The sequence below is a fragment of the Rummeliibacillus sp. BSL5 genome (assembly GCF_052928305.1).
Window position 1 is genome coordinate 526171 of sequence record NZ_JAVGCV010000001.1, and the last position, 23644, is coordinate 549814.

Sequence of the window (23644 nt, forward strand, 5' to 3'; positions counted from 1 at the left end):
GGGAGGCTTTATTTAGGAATTATTTAAGGATAGAAAAAGGAATTTTTCAAAACAAACACACTCATGAATCCGCTTACTATCTTTAAATTGTTCGATATCTTTCCCAACATAATGAGCGAAAGTATTTACTAAGTATAAATCAGGTATGCTGCTTTTATAGTTGGGATGCAATTCATCTTCTTCGAAATAAACGTGATAATAGGAATCTACAATATTAAATTGCATTCTTTTATACCATTTTTGTACCCAAAGATCATTGCGAGTCCATGCCTCCAAACGATTTAACCCTAATTTCTTCGCTCTATTTTCAGCTGCAACGAGTAGTTGTTGTCCAATCCCTTGTCGGTAAAAATCAGGATGGACTGCGATATGCCAAATCATTCCCCCTAAACCTTCACCACGAGAACATACCGTTTGTTCTTCTGCATATTCAACATCAATCAAACCAACAATTTGCCCATCATGCTCTGCAACTAGCTCAATAGATGGATTTTGATAGTGTTCTTTCTTCGTTAAAACATTATCAAAATAAGCCGTCTGCAAAAATGCAAGCGCGCGGCATCTTACCCAACCAGTTTCATCACGATGGTTATAGTCTCTAATTATCAATTTTCCCTCCGTTTTTAGGGACCACGCAGTTTATAGGGCAGTTATACGTGAACCCTTACAAGTAATGTACCCCGCATATTGTATTTAAGTTTGTCATTATATAACGCCCCCTTTACTTATAGTTATTCAATATTAACAGAATATTGTTACTAGAGAAAGCGGAGTATTAAGGTTGTGAAACAATGAGTATGTACATTTAAAAGGATTGCCATATGACAATCCTTTTTTCTAATGAATTATTTAGCTTGAGTATAAGGGATAGCGGATTTCTCAGATATTAAATAATAACCAGCTTTTTTATACTTAATATAGAGAGTACCACCATCATCTTCTAGGTCAGTTGAAATTTTAATAGAGCCATCCTTGCGAATATATTCTTTCTTCACTTCCACTCTACGATGTTTGCTAGCGTAATAAGCAAAAATTAAATCGCCTCTAGAAACATTTTTTACAAGAATATAGTCATCTTTCGTATCCTTTTTATTATGGAAAACAACGTCTTTACGTGTTAGTTCAGATGTTGTTTGATATTCTTTTGGCTCAACTTTGTAGTGAACACGGTTACTTGTGTGACCCAATTTATTAGTGAATTCTATATAAACATCTTTATATTTGTTATCTATATGGAATTGGGTTGTCCCTAAATTAATGTCTTTTGTATTAAATGTAAACTGATCAAATGATTCAGTACTGTTTCTAGAGTCATACACTTTAAACGTATAAGGGAAAAATGTATCTACTGGTAGGAGTAATTCAAAGAAATTATTATCTGTATAAAATAGCATGTCTTTCGTTAATGTTAGCTTTTCTTTGGATACAGAATAGTCATCTGTTACCTTATAGCGGCGAATTCTTTGACTATATAGTTTATTAGTTTCATCAATATCTATGTCTAAGGCCGATATATATTGACCCTTAATTTCAGGCAGAACAACAAGCCTCAAATAATGTTTTTTAGTAGGAGGCAATGTAAAGCTATAACGTTTTTTTCCAGTTGCCTTGACTTCTCCCAATTTAACAAGGTTATTTCTGTCCGCTACTTTTGACGACAAAGGGAAAAAAGGTGGCTCATATGAATAGATGGCGTATTTTGTAAATTTATTTTCATTCCCCATACCATCCCATTTTAATGTTCCTGCAAATACACCTGCCTCTTTATTGATATCTATAAAGGAACGATTCTTCGGATAATTCACCATTATATTCGCTGTATTTGAAATAGGTACAATGATAGGATCTTTTGAAATTTTATTTCCTACAATTGCAAAAATTTTTAATGATTTGGCGCCAGCTGGCATTTTGGGCATTTCAATCATTTTATTTTTGAACGTGACATTCGTTACGCCAATTTTCTTAATAGTTTTTCCGTACCTATCGGCATAAGATAAGAAAACATTAAAGGTACGATTATTTGAAATTAATGAAATACTTTTTTTGGGATTAATTCTGACATTAAATCCAGGAGGAAATTTCACTGTGCTACTCCGAGTCAACTTTTCGGTATTTACATTGTTGATGACAGGGCTTGCTGCTGAAACTGGTAGACGCGCTCCAATAACAAGAATGAATAATAGAATAGATGAACCTATAAAATATTTAATACACTTCATTTTTAAACACCTCTTTTTATCAATATTTTCACTCTATTATAAACGAAAAATCTTTTCTAAGTTTTAAAAAATAAAAAAAGACAATTTTATTACTAAGTTAGACTTATAAATATTATGAAATTCCCCAAGAATCAAAGGGTTTAATGCATAGTAGCACGAATGTTATATAGTATAAATGTAAATTACTTGGAGGCTAAATTATGTTGAATGATACGTGGTTTACTGTGCAACAGATTGATACACATACATATGCAATTAGCGAATATGGACACTGGGAAAAAGTACATTCGTTTTTATTGTTAGGTAATGATAAAGCTGTACTTATTGATACAGGACTAGGAATTGATAATATAAAAAGAATTACAAATCAATTAACTGATTTACCAATTGAAGTTCTTACAACGCATGTCCATGCTGACCATATAGGAAGCCATGGAGAGTTTGAACATATTTTTGTCCATGAAGGGGATAAAGATTGGTTAGTGCATGGGATTAAAGGCTTGTCTATTGAGCAAATACGAAAAGATCTTAGCAGAGATATAACAATACCTACCCCTAAAACATTTGATTCAGAAACATATAAACCATACCAAGGAGAACCAACGGGCTTATTACATCATGGAGATGTAATAGAGTTAGGGAATAGAAGGCTGGTTATCTACCATACGCCTGGGCATTCACCGGGTCACCTTTCGATTTTTGATGAAACTAATGGTTATTTGTTTACAGGAGATTTATTATATGATGAAACGCCAATATATGCTTTTTATCCATCGACCAACCCTGTAGATTTAGTCAACTCGTTAGATAAAATATCAAAGATTCCAAATGTCACGACCGTTTTCGGATCACATAACACATTAGGACTCAAACCTAAAATTTTAGAAGAAGTAAAATTGGCAGTTGAGTATTTGTGGGCAAATAAGCTTGTTAAATTTGGTACAGGTATCCACCAATTTAACGGGTTCAGTATTCATTTTTAATTCTAAAAACTTATAGGGGCGTTTTAAATGGACAATAGTATGGATTATGGTTTGGCTATTTTAAAACCGGATGGAGTAATTAAGCCAAAGGTATACGACAGTTTTAAAAGAAAATTAGAAAAAAACAACCTGGAGATTGTTTTTGAAAAAAGGGCTCAACTACAAAAAAAAGATATTCTATCTCATTTTTCCTCTCCATTTAATATGGATGAGTATGCTGATTATGTATCTAGTGGTGAAATTATTTCTTTTCTGGTAAGAGGTCATGGAGCTTCACACAAATTAAGAGAAATTAAGTTGGCATTCCGTAAAGAATATGGTTTTACGTCAAATGATATGAGAAATCTTTTGCATACTGCTGATCATGGTAACGAATATAATTTGCAGTTTAAGTTGTTATTTCCATCCTACAACATTGTTGTATATTCGCAGTATGCAGATTTAACTGTGAAATTAATAGGTTCTACTAATGAAATACTTAATCAATTACTAAAAATAGATCAGGAATCTAATTTAAAGTATATTGGGTTGTTATGTGAAGATTATTCTATAATTGAAGCAGTAAGGGAATTTAATAAACTAAACAGCGGAAAACTAGAAGTGATTACGGTTTATACCTATAAAACTAATTTTAAAGATATCGATATTGAATTACTAGGATATTTACCATTGAAAAAGACTCCAACAGTTAGTGCTAGACCTATGCATGGGTCCATAACTGAATTTTTCGAATGGATACGAGATAATGAAGGTTTAGTTATCCTTAATTATCTGCCTTTAAAGAACATAAGCTCTGAAATGTTAAATTATTTGAAGGCTTTAGGTTTATATGGAGTTCAAGTTTACGATCCTAGGCGTACTTTGACAGAAGCTGAAATTCTTGAAGATATAGTAGAGGATGATTTTGACCTTTTTGTAAGTGGTGGAACAAATGGATGTGATGTAGCTGGTGCAATCTCAATAGGAAAATACGAATTTAATCAATTGACCAATTTATATTTGCCAGAAGAAAAAGTAAAACCTCAAAAATTGCATTAAAGCAGGGAAGAACGCTATTCAGTGCATAAGAAGACATACGATAAAAAAGATGGTAGGGTCAAAAGCGGTTTGGTTCGCTTAATCGTTTAAAGATGAAAAGGTGTTTACAATAATTATATGTGAGGCAAGATAAGAATTTCCCTCTCAGAATAAAGAGATTTTAAAATGTATAATTTTAAAAAGATTGATAACGAGAATTTACTTGAAACATTCCCATTAATAACTCAACTCCGTACAGATATAAGCGAAAAGGACTGTGTAAGTCTATTTAAAGTAATGCAAAGTGAGGGGTATCAAATGATAGCTCTTACTGATCACGGAGTTATTAAAGCTATAGCTGGCTTTAAAATCCAAACAAATTTTTATAACAAAAAACATTTGTTTTTATATGATTTAGTAACAGAATCCTCAGATAGATCAAAGGGATACGGAAATGCAATTATGACATATCTAGAAGAAATAGCTCTAAAAAATCAATGCGTATATATTGCATTAGAATCGGGTTTAGCTCGATTAGACGCACATAGATTTTATGAAGATAAAAATAACTTTGATAAATTTTGCTATTCGTTTAGAAAACCTCTAAATACATAGTAGGGAGCGTATAAGATGAAGGAGCTAGACACAGAAAGAGTAAGGATTGTTCCATTAGACGCTGAAAGCTTAAGATTATTTATTGATGATATAAGTAAGCTGCAGGATGTTTTCCATTTGGATAAAAGTGAATTACTTTTGGATGAAGAAATAAAAGATGCGATGAAATATAGATTATCTAAAGTATTGATAGATTCCTCAAACTATTATTGGCATACAAATTGGCTCATAATATCCAAGGAGCTAAATTCTATTATAGGTGGAATTATGTTAAAAGGGTTACCCGATGAAAATGGTGAGGTTATTATTGGGTATTTCACCTTCCCTTGTTACCAAGGGAAGGGATATATGACAGAGACAATTAAGATATTGGCTTCTTGGATTTTAGATCAGCCTCTCGTTAAACGTGTAATTGCTGATACGGAAAAGGAAAATAAAGCTTCACACAAAGTATTAGAAAAAAATGGAGCGAGATTATATAAAGTAACTGAGGACTTATATTTCTGGGAGTTATCTAAGAAAACTATGAATCTTCACATAGAGTGATTTCCTAACTAAATTATAGCTTCACAATAACGACCCTTGATTAATTATTGCTTAGACTTTTTTCCCTATTCTTCAATGATTTAATAATCGCTGGAATTATAACAAATACAACTATTCCACCTATTATTGCTATAAAAGTACGTGAGCTAATAACATTTGTTAAGAAAAGCAACAGTAGAGTAACAAGAAAAAATATTCGCCAATAGAATAGAAAATTCATCAAGACTAGTCACCTCCTAATTAACTTGTTAATTAACTATTCAATAAGTATTTTCTTTGCTATGTATGTTCCTAGGTTTAAATTAAACATTTTTTATATTAACAAAATAGATTATAATATATCCCTTTACTAAGAAGTATACCGTTTTAATTATGCTATATTAAAAGATATGTTGAATGGAATATTGAAGTGATTTATTAACAATATTTGAAGGGGTTTATTGATAATGAACATACTAGATATAAATGAATATAAAAATGTAAAAAAAAATTTAAATGGCACTAGATGTCCAACGTTCATTTATTCAATATTGGATGGATACATTCCAGGAAAAGTTTATGCAGATTCTTATTTATATCAAACAGTCCTTTTTGAAACAACAATAGGTATCTATTATATTGTAGGTGCAACAGAAAATGTAGAATTTAATGATTTTCTTTTTAATCTTTATAGAAAAAGGAAAGAAGAAGACTTACGATTCACCCTCTTTTCTTCTTCGAAAATATGGGATTCGGTAATAATGGGGGAGTTTGAAAAAGAAATAAGACACTTGGTCAGATTTTCATTTAATTATGATGCTAACAAGGAAGTAGCCAATGTAATCAAATTACCTACTAACTATTCCGTACAAAAGATAAATTCAACAGTAATAGTGAATAGCCTGGAATTTGGTAAGAATTATTATGTGGAATACTGGGGATCTATCGGTAATTATGAAGAGAAGGGCTTTGGGTTTGCTATTCTCCATGATGCAAAAGTAATTAGCGAATGCACGACAATTTTTGCTTCTGAACAATTTGCGGAAATTGATATTGCTACTCTTAACGACTATAGAGGACAAGGGTTAGCGAAAATTATCGCTAAGATTTTTATTAACCATAGTTTAAAAAATAATATAATTCCTCGATGGGATTGTGATATATCCAATACAACATCTATAAAGTTAGCAAAGAAGTTAGGATTTACTAATCCTATAAAATATTCAATTTTTACATAGAATTTAACAGGTTTAAAGGAGCGATTAACATGTATGAAGTAAATAATGCTTACTTTTTTCTATATGAAACTTCAACTCTCATTCTAGCTGGTTGTTTTATTCTTGCATTTCTTTTAACAATATTTTGGATTAGCCGAAAGAAAAAAGTGAAAAATAGTAACGATTAAGCTATTCAGCTAAAAGAGGAGGAATTGCTTTAGTAGGTTATGGTATCTTGGCATTAGCGGGAAATTTAATTAGTGTGCTGTATTTAACATACAAGAAAAAATATTTAGATAAAAGTGAAGGGCAGAGATATTATGGTTAAACATAAAATATATACAATGAGCGTTGCCAGTGTTTATCCTCATTATGTTAATAAAGTAGAGAAAAAAGGTCGAACAAAGCAAGAAGTTGACAAAATCATTTGCTGGTTGACAGGTTATAACGAGGGAGAGCTAAAAGGACAATTGGATCAAGGCTCGGATTTTGAGACATTCTTTGCAAAAGCCCCTCATTTGAATCCGGCACGAAGATTAATTAAAGGGGTAGTTTGCGGTATCAGAGTAGAAGATATTGAAGAACCATTGATGCAAGAAATCCGTTATTTAGATAAGATGATTGATGAGCTAGCTAAAGGGAAAGCGTTGGGGAAAATTTTACGCGGATGAGTTCTCATAAGGATGAAAAGACCGCCAATTTGGTGGTTTTTTATTTGTTTTAATATTAAAGCAACGATATTTATTTAATGTAATATAATATTTATTTATTGTTTTTCAATAAATAATGTGTTAGTTTTTTAGAGAGGAATAAAAAAGTGAGGTGTTCTTTTTGAAAACAGGATCAACATTATTTTTGAAAATTGCTATTTTCTTGATGGGAATTCCAGTTCTTGCTCTCTGTATTTATTTAGTGTCTTGGTTACCAAATAATCCAGTGAATCCCGATTACAGCGGTATGTTATATCCTGTTTTGGTAGTGATTTTTGTATCAGCTATTCCATTTTATCTGGCTCTGTTTAAATCATATTGTCTGTTAAATTATATTGATAAGAATCAATCTTTTTCTCAGATATCTATTAATGCTTTAAAGAGTATAAAGTATTGTGCCGTTACTATCAGTTTTCTATATGTAGTCATCATGCCATTCGTTTATCTTATTGCAGAAAAGGATGACGCTCCAGGTTTGATTATCATGGGGATGGTACCAATTTTTGCTTCTTTAGTAATTGCAGTCTTTGCAGCAGTTTTGCAAAAGCTTTTACAAGAAGCCGTATATTTTAAATCAGAAAACGATTTAACAGTCTGAGGTGAAAGTAATGGGCATAATAGTAAATGTTGATGTGATGTTAGCTAAAAGGAAAATGAGTGTTACTGAACTTTCAGAGAAAGTAGGCATTACGATGGCGAATCTTTCAATACTGAAAAATGGAAAAGCAAAAGCAATCAGGTTTTCAACCTTAGACGCAATTTGTAAGGCATTGGAATGTCAACCTGGCGATATTCTTGAATATAAAAGTGATCAAGAAGTTTAAATCGATAAAGTTACATTTAATTAATATTCAAACATAAATAAATATTAGTTACCTGAGGTAGGTTTAATCAAAATGAATAAAAAAGTTATTCTATTCTTTGGGGCTATGTTTTTAGTTAGTGGTTGTGCAGGCTTAGCTGATTATGATGTTGATTTGCCAGGGAATTACTCCATCATTAGAACTTCTGGACATGAAATCACCATTGCTCACAAAACTGATATTGGGTGGGGGCCAGCCGTAGTTCCTACTGAAATAATTAAAGCGGGTTGGAACAAAAACTATGTAATTGCTAAACAGAAAGATTTAGAAGATAACGAGATATATTTTTGGATAATCAATATAAAGACAGGAAATAAAGAAAAATTTCTAAATAAGAATGAGTTTAAAATTAAGTTAAAAAAATATAATATACACGTAAAAATGAAAGATGTGGATTCTTTGAGATGAAAAGCCAGTATTCTCTCAGCGATAGCGACACAATTCACCCAAAAAATCAAAAACCCAAGGATCTGAAATTAAATGATTCTTGGGTTTTGATATGTAAGAGCTTTAAGCTTCTACTAGGTGATGGTTAAATGCATAAACAACAGCTTGGGTGCGATCTTGTACTTCTAATTTGGAGAGAATATTACTAACGTGTGTTTTAACAGTTTTTAAGGCAATAAAAAGTTCATCAGCAATATCTTGATTTGTTTTACCATGTGCTATTAACAATAATACTTCATGTTCACGTTCAGTCAATTCTTCATGAAGTGGACGATCATTTTTCTGACGCATTCTTGCCATCATTTTACTTGTAACCTCTGGTTCTAAGATGGGCGTGCCATTGAAAGTACTTCGAATGGCATCGGCGATTTGCTTGGCGTTAGTTGTTTTCAATAAATAGCTAATAGCACCGGCCTCTAATGCTGGGTAAACCTTGTCATCATCCAAGAAACTGGTGACAATCATAATTTTAGCGTCAGGCCATTCATTCACGATAGCTTTAGTGGCCTCAGCCCCTGATAAGATTGGCATCACCATATCCATCAAAATGATATCTGGTCGATGCTTTAAAGCTAATTGAACTGCTTCTTCTCCATTAGCAGCTTCAGCAATGACTTCCATATCGGGTTGTGCTTGCAAGTATGATGATACGCCGATACGCACCATTTCATGGTCATCGGCTAGCAGTATCTTGATCATTGGAGATTACCTCCTTTTCCACTGGAATTTGAATTTCAATCACCGTTCCTTGCGATGGTACTGAGACAATTTTATATGTTCCTCCTATTTCGACTGCGCGCTCTTCGATATTGTGCAGGCCATATGAGCCGGCTTTTTCATCAGTTGTTTTGAAGCCGATACCATTGTCTTGAACACGGAAAATAACACGCTGATCTCGTTCGACAAGAAGCAGCTCCATTTCAGTTGCTTTTGCATGGCGTAAAGTATTGGAAAGTGTCTCCTGAGCAATCCTGAAAAGATGATCTTCTGCACCTTTAGAGAGGGAAACTTCCTCTAATCGTTTGTGCATTTTGAACGTAACTTTTTGCTGTAACTCGGCTAGCAATTCTTCTAGCCCTTGTTTTAACGACTTGTTTTTTAATGCAACAGGACGAAGGTGAAGTAATAGCGCCCGCATTTCAAGCTGGGCTTGCTGAACAATTTCTTCCGATTGCTTTAACAATTTTTTAGTCGATGGTGTTGCATCTCCTACTGTTTCATTAATGGTCGAAAGTAGCATTGAAGCTGCAAAAAGTTGTTGAGAAACAGAGTCATGAAGTTCCCGGGCAAGTCGGTGCCTTTCCTGTACAATACGTTCTTGAATGAGCTGATCTTGGTTAACTGCCTTATCATTTGTCAGCTTTTGCAAGCTTTTACGCTGAGTAGCTATCAATTCACTTATCTCATTTAATGACTTTTGAATTGAAAGGGGGCCATTCCAATTAGGCGGGATAGGATCACTTTTTTCAATATTATGAAGTGCATTTTCAAACGTTTTACTCTGCTGGCGAAGGATGAATATACCTCCTATAGAGATGCTTAGGCTAATCGCAAAAAGCAGAATAAGGAATAGAATAGCGACCGGCAAATTCCAATACTTTTCTTCCCAAAGTGTTTTCCATTGATTGAAATGGCCATCAAAAAGAATAAAGAAAATAAGCGAGAAAATAATTATTTCTCCGAAAAATAAGCTCATTGTTCGGGCCAAAAATTTCGTCATTGGCGAATCACCTCGACATTCCCAAATAATGTGGAAACCGTGATGATGAGTTCAGCCGAAGAATCCTCTGCATTCTCATAACCATTTCGAACGGCAATCGTATCGTTCCAAATTCTGGGATAAGTCTGTCCCAAACAATGCGCATCGCCGATAAACGTAGAATAATGCAGGCGTACAGGTATTTCATAAGGCACAAGTACTTTCACTTTTCCAAAGCCTTGCCGTACAGATATCAATGAAGCCCCCTTAGGTAAAACAGTCTGAGTCACATCAATCAGCAAATCACCGGCAAGGCTTTGTATATGTACATCTTGCCATTCGTATGACTCAATAGGTGTACCTTGAAATGAAAATAATTTATTCTGAATAAATGAGTTCGCTTGTTCTGCCGGTTGTTTAGATACAGATATGTGAAATTCTTCACCTTTTCGAAGTTTCCATAGAAGGTATAATAACACTCCGATGATAACTAGGCGTAAGCTCCACATTGAGAGTAGGGCAATACCCAAAAAAATGACACCTAACCAAAACAGCCATTTGCGTTTTCTGCGTATGCTGACATACATAAAAAAAGCACCTATAATGGCAAACATTATACTGCCATTTCCAAAAAAAGTAGCTTCAATAAAAATTAGCAAAAAGGCCGTAATTCCAAGCATTGTAAGTGTTTTAGTTGAAAGGTGGGTCATTGGTTGCCTCCTTTCCAGTTAATTAAATAAGAAAAAAGAGAAGTACCAGCTTCTCTTTTTTAGTATAACGATAGTCCAGAAGAAGTCCAATCATTATATGGATTCGATTTCCTCATTTTTTGAGTTATTTGCTTCCAGTCGCGCTAAGCGTTCTTCCATAGATGTGATTTCATGTTGACTGTCAATTTTTTGGCCAAGGTGATCGATATAACTCTCCATAGCTTCAAAAGTTTCAAGTCGACCATTTATTTTGTTTGAAGATTCTGGTTGGAGAAACTGGTTCATTTGATTATGTGCACGAACGACATTTTCTTTACCCATCAATTGTAATTGACGCACTTTCATATCTTTAATTTTATGCTTCATTTCTTCATACTTACGTTCCAAGCCAATGAGCTCTTCGGTAGATTTATCAATACTGTCCTGAAGAACGATGCTACGTTGTGAATACGCATTAAATTCTTGTTGGGCAAATGCGATTAAGTCTTGTTCACCGCTTTTATTAGCCAAATCCAGTTGCATGCTTCGTTTATTTTTCATTTCATTTGTATCTGCTAATTCTTTTTCGAGTTTATGTTGCAATGTACCTTGTCGCTCTAATAATTTGCCTGTTTCCTCTGTTTGCTTTTCTGCTTCACGGATATACTGATTTAACATCTTAATTGGATTTTTATCCTCTTTTTTATCAAACATTTCATTTAAATCTGCTTCAACTGTATACTTTAGGCGTTGCCATAAGTTAGCCATATTTTTTCCTCCTCTTATTTTGTGATTTCATTCCATTGTTTTTCAAAGTTTGTAAATGGATCATCTGATGCAGTGAAAGTTTCGTTTTCAGAATGTTTCCACTTACGATAAACCACCCAAATAACAGCTAGTGCTGCGATTCCGATGAATCCAGGAATATTAGCTGCAGCTGTTAATAAACCTGAGATGGCAACAAGTGCCCAAATAATTTTTGAAAAAGTGGAACTGCTTTGTAAATAGAAATGCACCCCCGTAAAAAGAATAGCGGCCGAGATAGCCAATCCTGTTAATGGACCTAATGAACAGAGAATTGTAATGGCTGCGATACTGCCAATGACGAATAAACCAATTTTTTTCATTGTTTTTTCCTCCTTCGTTTGTACCTTTATGTTACGCTGAATTTCGTTTTGTCCAAACGGCCGGAGTATTGATTTTACTCTAGGTCTTGAGGCTGAGATGCTCTAAGACCATTTTGACCTCAACTTCTAACTTCGATAGAATATAAAAGAAAATACAAAAGGAGATATACATATGACTATTCGTAATGAATTGATGGCATATTGCCCATACAATGAGCAAGAAAAAAAAGATAAAGAGCTTATGCTTCGCTATATAGATCAATTTTCAGATGTTTTGACAAGAGAAAATGAATTTGCACATTTTACTGCATCAGCTTGGATTGTGAATAAAGAGCGAACAAAGGTATTAATGGCATTCCATAATCAATATCAATCGTGGGCGTGGATGGGTGGACATGCAGATGGAAATGCAGACCTTTTACATGTTGCCTTAAAAGAAACAGAGGAAGAAACAGGGCTAAAAAATATTAAGCCTTTAATGTTGGATTATTATTCAATTGAAATTTTAGGTGTGGGTGGACATATGAAGAAAGGTAAGTATGTTGGTACACATGTGCATCTGAATGTTACCTTTTTAATAGAAGCAGATGAGGGCGAAGGTACAACTATAGCGCCTGATGAAAATAGTGCGGTTGAATGGATGAGTTTAGATGAAGCAATTGAAAGAAGCTCTGAACGATATATGAAACAAGTCTATACAAAACTAAATGAAAAACTTAGAAATGTGCAGGATTAATAATACTCAAATGACTTGTTATAGAAAATAAAGAAAACTCCACACTAAGTGGAGTTTTCCTTTATCTTTTAAAGCTTTTGCCAATCATTGAAGGCACAAATGACTTTTTGAAAGGCATATCCTTTGTTTGTTAGCGAATACGAAACCTTTTTTAGTGATGCTTCAATATAATCTTTCTCGACTAAATGGGCATCTATTAATTCTTGGAGGCGCTGTGATAATAGTTTGTCCGATATACCAGGGATGGCAGAATAGATTTCATGATATCTTTTCGGGCCATCTAATAAAACGTGAATAATCCGCACCATCCAGCGTTTTCCTAAAAATTCAATTGTTTCATGGCAACAGTCCAAATCAAATCCCTCCCTATAAACTAATTGTAGCATACAGGCACGAAATATTGACAAATTAACTTACTTAAAGTAATATATTTTCGAATACAATAACTAACTTAAAGTAAGTTTTGGAGGATACTATAATGACAAATTCAGTATATAAAGTAATGCAAGAACGTAAATCTGTACGTAAGTACGACCCTGGTTTTAAAATTTCAGCAGATGAGTTAAGAACAATTTTATTGGAAGCTACTTCAGCACCTTCTTCTAGTAATCTTCAACCATGGCGTTTTTTAGTCATTCAAGATGAAGCGAAAAAGAAAGACTTGCGCAAAATTGCTAATAACCAAGAACAAATTGAAACTGCATCTGCGGTAATCGCTGTTTTAGGCGATACTAAAATGTATGAAAAAACAGAAGAAATTTACATGAAAAACGTAGCAGAAGGGCATATGGAGCATGAACGTGCATCACTACTAATCCAAAATGCGCAAAACCTTTACCCTCAATTACCAGAAGAAATCTTAACAAATATTGCTACATTTGATGCTGGCCTTATTTCTATGCAAATCATGCTATTAGCAAAAGAGCATGGCTATGATACAGTGCCAATGGGCGGTTTTGATAAAGTGAAGTTTGCAGAATACTTCAATCTTGAAGAGAATGTAAAACCTATGCTATTAATCTCAATTGGGAAAGGCACAGCACCTGCTTACGGATCATCTCGATTAGACATTGATGATATTACTACATTTATTTAATAAACATGATAATGCTCATCCATCAGTTTGGATGGGCATTTTTTATACAATTATAGCAATGCCTATAGGCATGTGAAATTTGGAGTATGAGCTACTTTAAAAAGAATTTTCTTTTACTTTCATTTTAGGTATGATAGGACAAGGAGTGATGTTATGAACTTTACGACAGAAAAATCATTTATTTTGGCTTCAGCTTCCCCGAGGCGCAAAGAACTTTTCAAACGTTTGAATGTACCTTTTAAGATTTTAGTGGCAACTGTAGAGGAAACAAGTATAAAAGATGATAACCCAGCTCAATATGTGAAGAAAGTGGCGCTACTTAAAGCAACTGATGTAGCGAAGCGCAATCCAGGGCATGTAGTGATTGGAGCGGATACTATCGTAGTAAAAGGACAAGAATTGCTACATAAGCCAAAAGATGCAAATGAGGCCATCAAGCATCTCAAACAGCTCCGTGGAAATGTGCATGAAGTGATGACAGCGGTTGCCATTATAGACGATGTTGGAAATAAACTAGCCTTTGTAGAAAAGACAGAGGTATATTTTAAACAAGTGCCCGATACCCTTATTGAGGCCTATGTAGCAACAGGAGATTGTTATGATAAGGCTGGAGGTTACGGTATTCAGACAGATGGCGTGTTCTTGGTTGAGGGAATAAAAGGAGATTATTTAAATGTAGTGGGATTGCCCTTAGCTCGGCTTACAGAATTGCTAGTGGAAACAAAGTTGATTTCTATTTAAAAAAATAAGAAAGAGGATGAAGCATGACAGGAAAGACACACATCATTGGCGGTATTGCAGCATGTCTTGCTTTTGGTCAAACAAGTGTTGATTCACCATTGCTTTTGGGAACAGCTGGCGCAATCGGCGCATTAATTCCTGATATTTGCCATGGAGGAAGTATTATTGGCCGTACATTTCCCGCATTGTCCAAATTGATAAATGGATTATTTGGGCACCGTTCATTTACACACAGTTTACTATTTTTATTGATTGTTGCTTGGGCATTACACACATACGTAACCAATGATGCAATTAAAATGGGCCTTCTAATCGGCATGGCGAGCCATTTTGTGCTTGATATGTGTACAAAGCAGGGGATCCAGCTATTTTTCCCAATAAAAGTGAAAGTTCGTTTTCCTTTAACAACACGAACAGGGAGCAAAATAGAAGGAGCAGTGGCGCTTTGCTTACTCATTGCATGTCTTTATTTCAGCTTTGAAATAATGCATTTGCACTAATAAATAGAACAAACCTGCGAAACCATGCATGTTTGTTCTTTTTTTCTTCTAATAAACCAAGCCTTTTCCTATATACAAGTAGCAGCACCGATCTGCAAATATCGACAAAATTTAATGAGGTATGGTAGATTTAAGATGTATGAACGGATAATCAAAAAGTTCTATATACAAATTGAAGGAGTGGTACAAATGGAATTTCAACACATTACAGTTGCAGGCAGTGGTGTATTAGGTAGCCAGATTGCCTTTCAATCTGCTTTTCATGGTTTTCAAGTAAGTGTCTATGATATTAATGAAACTGCGATTGTTAAAGCGAAAGAACGTTTGTTAAAATTGCAAGATGTGTATGCAGATTATTTTAAAGATGAAGAAAATGCAAAGGCTGCATTAAGTCGTATAACATATAGTACAAGCCTACAGGAAGCAGTAAAGGATGCTGATTTACTTATTGAAGCAATTCCTGAGTTGACTGAAATTAAAATCAGCTTCTATCAAGAATTGGCTTCTGTAGCTCCGCAAAAAACAATATTTGCCACGAACTCTTCAACTTTGCTTCCTAGTCAATTTGCTGAATATACTGGAAGACCGGAGAAGTTTCTAGCACTACACTTTGCAAATGAAGTGTGGAAGAACAATACAGCTGAAGTTATGGGACATAGTGGAACAGACGAACAGTATGTAGATCAACTAGTCGAATTTGCCAGAGAAATCGGCATGGTGCCACTTCGTATTCTGAAAGAACAGCCTGGCTATATTTTAAATTCGCTTTTAGTTCCATTATTAAATGCAGCCCAAGGCTTATGGGCAAAAGGTGTAGCGGATCCTGAGACAATCGATAAAACATGGATGCTTGCTACAGGAGCTCCTATGGGACCGTTTGCAATCTTAGATGTTGTTGGTATTGAAACGGCTTATAATATTGTATCCACATCAGCAAAAGCACACCCAGAACTTCAACCAATTGCCGACCGGTTGAAGAAAGAATTTATTGACCAAGGGAAACTAGGAAAAGGGTCCGGCGAGGGGTATTATAAATATCCAAACCCTGCTTATTTAGATCCGAATTTCTTGAAAGCATAAAAATAAGAGAGGCAATCAATGATATGATTGCTTCTCTTATTTTGTTTAAAGAAGTATTTCTCGGGAAATTTTTTCTCATTTTTCTAATAATTTATTTCGTATAGCGATTAGCATAACAAGAAGCAACAAAAGCATCTGGTTTTATTTTGGGTTCTACTCCAATTGATTCAATTCGATTCACCATTTCATGTACAAATTCACGGGTTTTGTTGCGTTGGCCTGAACCGATATCGATATGGCCCTCCATTGTAAAGGTAGCACCATTATAAATATTCGGTAAAATAATCTCGATCAGCTGCTTCTTTCTTTCCTCTGTAAAAAGGGACACGATTTCTTCTGTAAAAGAGAGTTCTAAAGATATGCGTTCATGCAGATGTACCATTTTACGAGGCACAAGTACACGCCTCATGCATGCCCAGACTCGTTTACCTTCATCCACCACCACGATTCCAGTAATGAAAATGGTATCTACTTTATGAACTTGAGAATCTGTCCCGACAATTAATCTATAGTTTCCTAAGGGGTTACGATTCATAAAGTATGCAATTTCACGAAATACGTCTTCAAAATCCATATTCTTTTCTTGAAGATTTTGAAAAGGGTCGGCTTGAAACAGATCCATTTAATCACGCTCTTTTCAATAGGTATATAATAGTATATACAGAAGCAGTGAGGTTGTGATTAATCTGCTTCGCATAATACGCTAATTTTCTACAAGAATACCCAAAGAAAAGGCAAAACATACTTCATGTTTTGCCTTTATATTTACTTTGCTTAGTCAATAATTCTTTCCCAAAATCGGGCTTGTGCTATACCTTCAATAAACTGTTCAAATTCCGTGAATGTTAAATCATATACGCCTTGTTCTTCCATCTTTATACGCGTATATAATAGTGATTCTGGACTTAAAACGGCTAATGCAAGCGGCTTGTGGTGTACATAAGTCATTTCGACAAGTTCAAGCACTTTAGATGGAATAGTTGGATTTGGACTTATTAATATTGCGGAATCATATTGTGCTGAATCAACAGTGCTATAAGTTTCAGAGGCATTTAGCATCTCATTTATACGATGTACTTTTTTATCAATAATACTGTAATTAATTTTATGTTCCACAAGTTGTTGGACCCATTCTGTTAATTGCTGCGTATTAGGAGTACCATTTAAAATAATGGCGACACTTCTAGTATCAGGTTTGCATACTGTATCTGCCATTGTTAGGGCAGGGGACAGCTTGGTTGATTTTACTTCTAAGTTCTTGATAGGTATCTTAGCCCCTACATTATCAGCTACTTTTTTAGCTAAATAATGATCGATATGATTAATAAAATCCACCGCATTATTTTTGACTTCCTGAGATTTACATTTGCCGATTTCATAAGTAAAAGCTTCTAATAGGTGTTGTTGTTCATAAGGCATTAAGCTATTCAAAAACTGCTTTGCTTGTGAGTAGTGATCCTGAAAACTTTCTGTTTGCTCTCCACGCTTGTTACCACCCATGTTTTCTTGACTTTCTTCAAAAAAGCCTTGATTTTTGGGTGTGGGAGCCTGTTGCTCATTGGTAGCCTCTGGGATAAGAAAGCCATTATTATTATTGTTGTTGTTTTGGAAAGGACATATCGGCTGGTTAATGGGTATTTGAAGAAAATTAGGGCCCCTTAGCCGTTCTACCTGTGCATCTGTATAGGAGAGTATCCTACCTTGTAAGAGCGGGTCTTCAGAAATTTCGATACCTGGGACTAGGTGTCCTGGATGAAAGGCGACATGTTCAGTCTCTAGAAAACCGTTGTCGACATTCCGGTTTAACGTCATTTTTCCAATAATTTTAACAGGCACGTCTTCTTCAGGCCAAATTTTAGTGGGATCAAGGATATCAAAATCATAAGAAAATTGGTCTTCTTCCGAAATCAATTGCAAGCCTAATTCCCATTCTGGATAATCACCTTTCTTGATTGCTTCCAATAGATCTTGGCTTAGAAAATTGGGATTTTTGCCACCAATTTTTTGTGCTTCATCCCAGACCAATGAATGGACGCCAAGTGAAGGTTTCCAGTGAAATTTGACAAAGTGAGTCTTTCCTTTCCTATTTACCAAGCGGAATGTATGAACGCCAAATCCCTCCATCATACGATAAGAGCGAGGAATTGTGCGATCGCTCATCTGCCACATGACCATATGTGCAGTTTCGGGATTTTTAGCGGCGAAGTTCCAAAATTGATCATGTGCGTTTGTACCATTTACAAATTCTTGATTGAAATCCTGCTTTACGGCACGTACCAGTTCGTGGAATTTCCTTGTATTTTGTATATAGAAAATAGGTACATTATTTCCGACTAAATCAAAATTGCCTTCTTCCGTATAAAACTTTGTTGCAAAGCCTTTGACATCTCTTTGAGTATCATTAGTTCCTCGTGAACTCTGCATGGAAGAAAAACGAACGAATACAGGTGTTATATTAGATGGATTTGTAAGGAAACTCGCTTTTGTATATTCCTCTAGGGACTCATATAATTCGAACTGACCGTATGCCCCAATTCCGTTGGCATAAAGAACACGTTCAGGGATTTGTTCTGAATTAAAGTTTACTTTTTCACGCAAATAAAGTTCTTGCTTAATTGTATTTCTTTCCTGTTTCTTCTTAGTTTTTTTATTTATGCTACTATTGATTTTTTTATCTGCTAAAATACTTCTTTCATAATCATCATCTCTTTTTTGCATACATATGCCTCCCATGTCAATCTACCTTTGTAAATAGCCCAAACATATATCCCTAAAACATATTAGACAAAAGAATTATTGGACAACTGGTAAAGCATGATGTATAATAAAGACAATAATTAAATCGGCTCATCGTAAACAATACATTCACCTAGTAAAAAAAGTGATCGTGTTAACTCGATACTTCTTTGCTAGGTGAATTTTTTTGCAGGGGATATGTATTAATTATTAATATTTTTTAGGAGGTCATTACACATGACACAAGGTACAGTAAAATGGTTTAACTCTGAAAAAGGTTTTGGATTCATCGAAGTAGAAGGCGGCAACGATGTATTCGTACACTTCTCTGCAATCCAAGGCGAAGGCTTCAAAACTCTTGACGAAGGCCAAAAAGTTGAATTCGAAGTAGAAGAAGGCAACCGCGGACCACAAGCAACTAACGTTGTAAAACTTTAATATTTATAAAAGCATCCTCTTAGAGGGTGCTTTTTTTTGTTTCAAAAATTGAACGCACCCCTTGGTGGTTATTCCCATATGTATAGAATGAGGAGGGAATATGATGGTTTCAACTGAAACGTATATTATTGAGGGCCATTCTTTTATTGCTGTTTCTGTTTTTTTGCCTAAAACCACTTTGCTAACAGTATCAAATGATAAAGGCTATATCATGTGCGGAGCATTGGATGTAGGTTTATTAAATCAAAAGCTGGCGGACAGGAAAATTGTTGCTGGCAGGGCGGTAGGTGTGAAAACTATTGATCAGCTATTAAACGCACCGCTTGAATCAGTTACCTTTGAAGCAGAGGCATTAGGAATTACAAAAGGGATGATTGGCAAGGATGCATTATTAAAAATGGTATAATGAAGGAAATAAACATAGGCTTCTTTTTCTTTTCAATACATCTATTACAAGCGTATTCCTAAATGGAGTGCGCTTTTATTATGTGTAAATATTTTCAAGCATCGCTTTAAATTCTATTATCATTTAATTATTATCTTTAAATACTTTCTAAAAGATAAAAATCCTATTGAGTATAAGACTTAGGAATTAGCTATAGAAAATATCAACATTGATAAAAATTGAATTTTAAGTTAATAATTAATCGCTTGGTTGCTTACTTATATGCCGTTAATTTGTAAAAATATTTTGTTTTGTTAGAATAGTTTTATGGGTATAGGGTATAGAAGTTAAATAGATAGAAAGCAGAGGGGATATAGATGTTGAAGATTGAGCATTTAACAAAGAAATATCGGGGAGGAAAAAAAGCAGTAAATGATTTAAATCTTGAAATAAAAGAAGGGGAATTTATTGCTTTTATTGGCACAAGCGGCAGTGGGAAAACGACAGCTCTTCGCATGATTAACCGAATGATTGAACCTTCTAGTGGAACTATTACATTAAACGGAAAGGATTTATCAAAAATGAATCCTGTCACATTAAGAAGAAGCATTGGTTATGTAATACAGCAAATCGGATTAATGCCACATATGACCATTCGCGAGAATATAACACTAGTTCCAAAACTACTAAAGTGGTCGAAAGATAAAAAAGATGAAACAGCAGAGAAATTAATCGGCCTTGTCAATTTGCCGGAGAGTTATTTAGATTTATATCCTGTACAGCTCTCAGGGGGACAACAGCAACGTATTGGCGTGCTACGGGCACTTGCTGCAAATCAAGATATCATCTTAATGGATGAGCCCTTTGGAGCGCTTGACCCTATAACACGGGATACACTGCAGGATTTGATGAAAGATTTACAGCAACGTTTAGGTAAGACTGTCATCTTTGTCACGCATGATATGGATGAAGCCATTAAACTTGCTGACCGAATTTGCATTATGCACAATGGTGAGATGGTTCAATTTGACACACCGGATGAAATTCTTACACACCCAGCAAATGATTTTGTTAAAGAGTTCATTGGTTCGCACAGGCTTATCCAGGAGAAACCAAGCGCAAAAATAGTAGATGATGTGATGATTAAGCCTGTCTCTATTACTCTTGAAAAGAGTTTAGATGAAGCCATTAAATTAATGGTATCAAAAAGGGTTGATACACTGTTCGTAACAGATGGTCATGGACGTTTATTAGGCTATTTGAATGTAGAGATGATCACATCAGCTAGACATACGACCCAAAGTATTGCTGACACAATGAACCGGGAAGTAGAGTTTGTAAAAACAGGAACAAAGCTGCAAGATTCAGTGCGTCGTATTCTAATCCGAAATTTAAAGAATATTACAGTGATTGATGAAGAGAAACGATTAATTGGTTTGATAACACGCGCCAATATAGTAGATATGGTGTACGACACTATTTGGGGAGAAGAGAACACAGAACAATAGTTAATAGTAGAAAGGACTGGAAATTATGATTGATTTTTTAACGGAAAATAGTGGCGCGATTATTCAAAAGACCTTTGAGCATTTCTATATTTCAATTATTGCTCTGTTGCTGGGCATTATTGTGGCGGTCCCTCTTGGTATAATCCTGTCTAAAACTGAAAAAGTGGCCAAAGTAGTACTTGGCATTACTAGTATTCTTCAAACGCTACCCTCATTAGCTATTTTAGCTATGATGATTCCATTTATTGGCGTTGGTAAGGTACCCGCAATTATCGCCCTCTTTATTTATACTCTGCTTCCCATCCTAAATAACACATACATAGGTATGCGCTCAGTCAATAAAGATTTAGTTGCTGCAGGCATTAGTATGGGAATGACTTCAATTCAGACCATCCGCTTAGTAGAATTGCCCATTGCCATCCCTGTTATTATGGCAGGTATTCGTTTATCAGCTGTGTATGTGATTTCATGGGCTACGCTTGCTTCTTATATTGGTGCTGGGGGTCTCGGCGACTTTATCTTCAATGGGCTTAACCTCTATCAGCCTGATTTCATCATAGGCGGTGCAGTGCTTGTTACATTGCTTGCGCTCATTAGTGACTTTATTTTATCGAAAGTTGAAAAATGGGCTACGCCTAAGGGATTAAGGATTGTAAGATAGGAGGAAATGAATATGAAACAATGGTTAAAAGGAATTGTAGTTATCTTGCTTGTGTTCACAATTACTGCATGTAATAAGTCAAACCAAGATGTGGATGAGATCAAAGTAGCTTCTATGGTAACAACCGAAAGTCAAATTATGGGTAATATGTTGAAGCAATTAATCGAGCATGATACGAATGAAAAAGTAGAGCTTATTAATAATTTAGGATCAAGTGTTGTAGCGCATCAAGCCATGCAAAATGGGGATGCCAACATTTCTGCCGTTAGATATACAGGGACGGATTTGACGGGGGTACTTCAAGCAGACCCGCTTAAGAATCCTCAAAAAGCATTAACGTTTGTACAAGATAGGTTTGATAAAAAATATAATCAAACGTTCTTTGATTCGTATGGATTTGCCAATACGTATGCATTTATGGTGACTCGTAAAACAGCAAAGCAATATCATTTGAAAAAGGTAAGCGATTTAAAGAAGGTTGCTAGCAAGCTCCAAGCTGGGGTTGATACCTCTTGGATGAACAGGCCAGGGGACGGTTATAAGGCTTTTGTAAAAGAATACGGTTTTGATTTTAAAGATGTTTTCCCTATGCAAATCGGCCTTGTCTATGATGCCGTTTCAGCCGGAAAAATGGACGTTGTGCTGGGCTACACAACAGATGGCCGTATAGCAAGTTATGATTTAGTAATTTTGAAGGACGATTTACACTTTTTCCCTCCATATGATGCCAGTCCTTTTGCAACAAATGAGCTACTAGAAAAAAAACCAAAAGTAAGAAAATCCATTGAAAAATTAATAGGAAAGATTTCGACTAAACAAATGCAAAAGTTAAATTATGAAGCTGATAATAATTTAATCGAGCCAGCAGTTGTCGCCGAAAAATTCTTAGAAGAGCATAATTATTTCGATGAGAAAGGGGGAGATGGGCAATGAAGGATATGACAAAGTTGAATACATTTGAGCAATTTATGTACTACTTCCAAGAAAACGGTATGTATGTGTTAACCCAGTTTACGACCCACTTTTTAATATCTGTTTACGGTGTACTGCTAGCGGCGTTGTTTGGTATTCCGATTGGGATACTAATAGCAAAATATAAAAAGCTCGCAAGTCCTTTGATTACATTAGCAAACATAATCCAGACTATCCCAGCCCTAGCTTTGCTCGCTATTCTTATGCTTGGTATGGGGCTGGGGAAAACAACGGTTATTGTTGCCGTATTTCTATATTCTTTGTTACCGATTATTAAAAACACATATACTGGCATCACAACAATAGATAATAATTTAATTGATTCCGGTAAAGGCATGGGTATGACGCGTTTGCAAGTGCTTTATATGATTGAATTACCTCTATCCTTGAAGGTAATTATTGCGGGAATTCGTATTGCTTTAGTAATTGCCATCGGGATTACAGCTATAGGGGCATTTATTGGAGCAGGTGGTCTTGGCGATATTATCATTCGCGGTACAAATGCGACCGACGGAACAGCCATCATTTTAGCAGGGGCTATTCCTACCGCATTTATGGCAATAATAGTTGATGTTTTGCTAAGTGTTGTGGAAAGGCGAATGGACCCCATGAGAAGACGTAAGGGAGATCAACTTAAGGTACAGTCTTTACAAGAATAAAAACTTCGGTTTTTAAAAGAG

At 35.0% G+C, this 23644-nt stretch carries 31 protein-coding genes; 21 read left to right on the forward strand and 10 right to left on the reverse strand.

Annotation, left to right across the window (positions count from 1 at the left end; all coding sequences use genetic code 11):
* Nucleotides 1–12 precede the first annotated feature (12 nt).
* On the reverse strand, nucleotides 13–609 hold the full coding sequence (locus tag RCJ93_RS02770; protein WP_150284532.1) for a GNAT family N-acetyltransferase: 597 nt from the start codon (nucleotides 607–609) through the stop codon (nucleotides 13–15).
* Between the two features lie 236 nt (nucleotides 610–845).
* Entirely contained in the window at nucleotides 846–2219 is a 1374-nt protein-coding gene (locus tag RCJ93_RS02775) for a hypothetical protein (RefSeq protein WP_446738335.1), read from the reverse strand.
* 200 nt (nucleotides 2220–2419) lie between these two features.
* On the opposite strand from RCJ93_RS02775, the gene RCJ93_RS02780 reads away from it, so the two are divergent.
* The 10 genes from RCJ93_RS02780 (at nucleotide 2420) to RCJ93_RS02825 (ending at nucleotide 8557) form a co-directional block, all read left to right on the forward strand.
* Nucleotides 2420–3202 (forward strand): MBL fold metallo-hydrolase, encoded by a 783-nt coding sequence (locus RCJ93_RS02780; RefSeq protein WP_446738336.1) that lies wholly within the window; start codon nucleotides 2420–2422, stop codon nucleotides 3200–3202.
* A 27-nt stretch (nucleotides 3203–3229) separates the two neighbouring features.
* Entirely contained in the window at nucleotides 3230–4240 is a 1011-nt protein-coding gene (locus tag RCJ93_RS02785; RefSeq protein WP_446738337.1) for a nucleoside-diphosphate kinase, read from the forward strand.
* A gap of 165 nt (nucleotides 4241–4405) precedes the next feature.
* Entirely contained in the window at nucleotides 4406–4834 is a 429-nt protein-coding gene (locus RCJ93_RS02790) for a GNAT family N-acetyltransferase (RefSeq protein WP_446738338.1), read from the forward strand.
* A 15-nt stretch (nucleotides 4835–4849) separates the two neighbouring features.
* The gene (locus tag RCJ93_RS02795) at nucleotides 4850–5380 is read left to right on the forward strand and encodes a GNAT family N-acetyltransferase (protein WP_446738339.1); all 531 of its coding nucleotides are present in this window, start codon (nucleotides 4850–4852) and stop codon (nucleotides 5378–5380) included.
* A gap of 446 nt (nucleotides 5381–5826) precedes the next feature.
* The gene (locus RCJ93_RS02800) at nucleotides 5827–6597 is read left to right on the forward strand and encodes a GNAT family N-acetyltransferase (protein WP_446738340.1); all 771 of its coding nucleotides are present in this window, start codon (nucleotides 5827–5829) and stop codon (nucleotides 6595–6597) included.
* 29 nt (nucleotides 6598–6626) lie between these two features.
* Nucleotides 6627–6764 carry a hypothetical protein gene (locus tag RCJ93_RS02805; RefSeq protein WP_158512573.1) on the forward strand — a complete coding sequence of 46 codons (138 nt, stop codon included), beginning with the start codon at nucleotides 6627–6629 and terminating at the stop codon, nucleotides 6762–6764.
* A 132-nt stretch (nucleotides 6765–6896) separates the two neighbouring features.
* Nucleotides 6897–7247, forward strand: coding sequence for a DUF2200 domain-containing protein (locus RCJ93_RS02810; RefSeq protein WP_446738341.1), 351 nt, complete (start codon nucleotides 6897–6899; stop codon nucleotides 7245–7247).
* Between the two features lie 160 nt (nucleotides 7248–7407).
* Nucleotides 7408–7884, forward strand: coding sequence for a DUF2975 domain-containing protein (locus tag RCJ93_RS02815; protein WP_392993546.1), 477 nt, complete (start codon nucleotides 7408–7410; stop codon nucleotides 7882–7884).
* 10 nt (nucleotides 7885–7894) lie between these two features.
* Nucleotides 7895–8110 (forward strand): helix-turn-helix domain-containing protein, encoded by a 216-nt coding sequence (locus tag RCJ93_RS02820; protein ID WP_392993548.1) that lies wholly within the window; start codon nucleotides 7895–7897, stop codon nucleotides 8108–8110.
* Nucleotides 8111–8182: 72 nt separating this feature from the next.
* A complete protein-coding gene (locus RCJ93_RS02825) occupies nucleotides 8183–8557 on the forward strand; it encodes a DUF3997 domain-containing protein (protein ID WP_392993551.1) in 375 nt (124 codons plus the stop codon).
* Nucleotides 8558–8659: 102 nt separating this feature from the next.
* Here the strand turns inward: RCJ93_RS02825 and RCJ93_RS02830 are convergent, their stop codons facing one another.
* The 5 genes from RCJ93_RS02830 to RCJ93_RS02850 form a co-directional block, all read right to left on the reverse strand.
* Nucleotides 8660–9295 carry a response regulator transcription factor gene (locus RCJ93_RS02830; protein ID WP_446738342.1) on the reverse strand — a complete coding sequence of 212 codons (636 nt, stop codon included), beginning with the start codon at nucleotides 9293–9295 and terminating at the stop codon, nucleotides 8660–8662.
* The gene (locus RCJ93_RS02835) at nucleotides 9270–10316 is read right to left on the reverse strand and encodes a sensor histidine kinase (protein WP_251646534.1); all 1047 of its coding nucleotides are present in this window, start codon (nucleotides 10314–10316) and stop codon (nucleotides 9270–9272) included. The genes RCJ93_RS02830 and RCJ93_RS02835 overlap by 26 nt, the downstream gene beginning before the upstream one ends.
* On the reverse strand, nucleotides 10313–11005 hold the full coding sequence (liaF, locus tag RCJ93_RS02840) for a cell wall-active antibiotics response protein LiaF (RefSeq protein WP_446738343.1): 693 nt from the start codon (nucleotides 11003–11005) through the stop codon (nucleotides 10313–10315). Before liaF ends, RCJ93_RS02835 begins: the two co-directional genes overlap by 4 nt.
* Before the next feature lie 93 nt (nucleotides 11006–11098).
* Nucleotides 11099–11752, reverse strand: coding sequence for a PspA/IM30 family protein (locus tag RCJ93_RS02845; RefSeq protein WP_251646530.1), 654 nt, complete (start codon nucleotides 11750–11752; stop codon nucleotides 11099–11101).
* Nucleotides 11753–11766: 14 nt separating this feature from the next.
* Nucleotides 11767–12111: a lmo0954 family membrane protein gene (locus RCJ93_RS02850; protein WP_147193347.1), complete on the reverse strand. Its 345-nt coding sequence runs from the start codon at nucleotides 12109–12111 to the stop codon at nucleotides 11767–11769.
* A 172-nt stretch (nucleotides 12112–12283) separates the two neighbouring features.
* Here RCJ93_RS02850 and RCJ93_RS02855 point away from each other — a divergent pair, with 172 nt between their 5' ends.
* A complete protein-coding gene (locus tag RCJ93_RS02855; protein ID WP_446738344.1) occupies nucleotides 12284–12847 on the forward strand; it encodes an NUDIX hydrolase in 564 nt (187 codons plus the stop codon).
* 68 nt (nucleotides 12848–12915) lie between these two features.
* Here RCJ93_RS02855 and RCJ93_RS02860 read toward each other — a convergent pair whose 3' ends face one another.
* Nucleotides 12916–13200, reverse strand: a complete 285-nt coding sequence (locus RCJ93_RS02860; protein ID WP_066787509.1) for a winged helix-turn-helix transcriptional regulator — start codon at nucleotides 13198–13200, stop codon at nucleotides 12916–12918.
* A gap of 125 nt (nucleotides 13201–13325) precedes the next feature.
* On the opposite strand from RCJ93_RS02860, the gene RCJ93_RS02865 reads away from it, so the two are divergent.
* From RCJ93_RS02865 to RCJ93_RS02880, 4 genes are all read left to right on the forward strand, one after another.
* Nucleotides 13326–13943 (forward strand): nitroreductase family protein, encoded by a 618-nt coding sequence (locus tag RCJ93_RS02865; protein ID WP_150284517.1) that lies wholly within the window; start codon nucleotides 13326–13328, stop codon nucleotides 13941–13943.
* A gap of 153 nt (nucleotides 13944–14096) precedes the next feature.
* Nucleotides 14097–14684 (forward strand): Maf family protein, encoded by a 588-nt coding sequence (locus tag RCJ93_RS02870; protein ID WP_150284516.1) that lies wholly within the window; start codon nucleotides 14097–14099, stop codon nucleotides 14682–14684.
* Nucleotides 14685–14707: 23 nt separating this feature from the next.
* Nucleotides 14708–15184, forward strand: coding sequence for a metal-dependent hydrolase (locus tag RCJ93_RS02875; RefSeq protein ID WP_066787502.1), 477 nt, complete (start codon nucleotides 14708–14710; stop codon nucleotides 15182–15184).
* Nucleotides 15185–15373: 189 nt separating this feature from the next.
* Complete coding sequence (locus RCJ93_RS02880) at nucleotides 15374–16264, forward strand: 3-hydroxyacyl-CoA dehydrogenase (RefSeq protein WP_446738345.1); 891 nt, start codon at nucleotides 15374–15376, stop codon at nucleotides 16262–16264.
* A 91-nt stretch (nucleotides 16265–16355) separates the two neighbouring features.
* Here the strand turns inward: RCJ93_RS02880 and RCJ93_RS02885 are convergent, their stop codons facing one another.
* Both RCJ93_RS02885 and RCJ93_RS02890 read right to left on the reverse strand, forming a co-directional pair.
* Nucleotides 16356–16886 (reverse strand): ribonuclease H-like YkuK family protein, encoded by a 531-nt coding sequence (locus RCJ93_RS02885; protein WP_066787496.1) that lies wholly within the window; start codon nucleotides 16884–16886, stop codon nucleotides 16356–16358.
* Nucleotides 16887–17038: 152 nt separating this feature from the next.
* A complete protein-coding gene (locus tag RCJ93_RS02890) occupies nucleotides 17039–18982 on the reverse strand; it encodes a catalase (RefSeq protein WP_446738346.1) in 1944 nt (647 codons plus the stop codon).
* A 255-nt stretch (nucleotides 18983–19237) separates the two neighbouring features.
* Here RCJ93_RS02890 and RCJ93_RS02895 point away from each other — a divergent pair, with 255 nt between their 5' ends.
* The 6 genes from RCJ93_RS02895 to RCJ93_RS02920 all read left to right on the forward strand — a co-directional run bounded on the left by RCJ93_RS02895 (nucleotide 19238) and on the right by RCJ93_RS02920 (nucleotide 23623).
* Nucleotides 19238–19438 (forward strand): cold-shock protein, encoded by a 201-nt coding sequence (locus RCJ93_RS02895; protein WP_066787490.1) that lies wholly within the window; start codon nucleotides 19238–19240, stop codon nucleotides 19436–19438.
* A gap of 103 nt (nucleotides 19439–19541) precedes the next feature.
* Entirely contained in the window at nucleotides 19542–19844 is a 303-nt protein-coding gene (locus tag RCJ93_RS02900) for a YunC family protein (RefSeq protein WP_066787487.1), read from the forward strand.
* A 356-nt stretch (nucleotides 19845–20200) separates the two neighbouring features.
* Nucleotides 20201–21331: a betaine/proline/choline family ABC transporter ATP-binding protein gene (locus RCJ93_RS02905; protein WP_446738347.1), complete on the forward strand. Its 1131-nt coding sequence runs from the start codon at nucleotides 20201–20203 to the stop codon at nucleotides 21329–21331.
* A gap of 25 nt (nucleotides 21332–21356) precedes the next feature.
* Nucleotides 21357–21992, forward strand: a complete 636-nt coding sequence (locus tag RCJ93_RS02910; protein WP_446738348.1) for an ABC transporter permease — start codon at nucleotides 21357–21359, stop codon at nucleotides 21990–21992.
* Between the two features lie 12 nt (nucleotides 21993–22004).
* The gene (locus RCJ93_RS02915; protein ID WP_446738349.1) at nucleotides 22005–22925 is read left to right on the forward strand and encodes an osmoprotectant ABC transporter substrate-binding protein; all 921 of its coding nucleotides are present in this window, start codon (nucleotides 22005–22007) and stop codon (nucleotides 22923–22925) included.
* Nucleotides 22922–23623: an ABC transporter permease gene (locus RCJ93_RS02920; RefSeq protein ID WP_066787477.1), complete on the forward strand. Its 702-nt coding sequence runs from the start codon at nucleotides 22922–22924 to the stop codon at nucleotides 23621–23623. The genes RCJ93_RS02915 and RCJ93_RS02920 overlap by 4 nt, the downstream gene beginning before the upstream one ends.
* The last annotated feature ends 21 nt before the right edge of the window (nucleotides 23624–23644 follow it).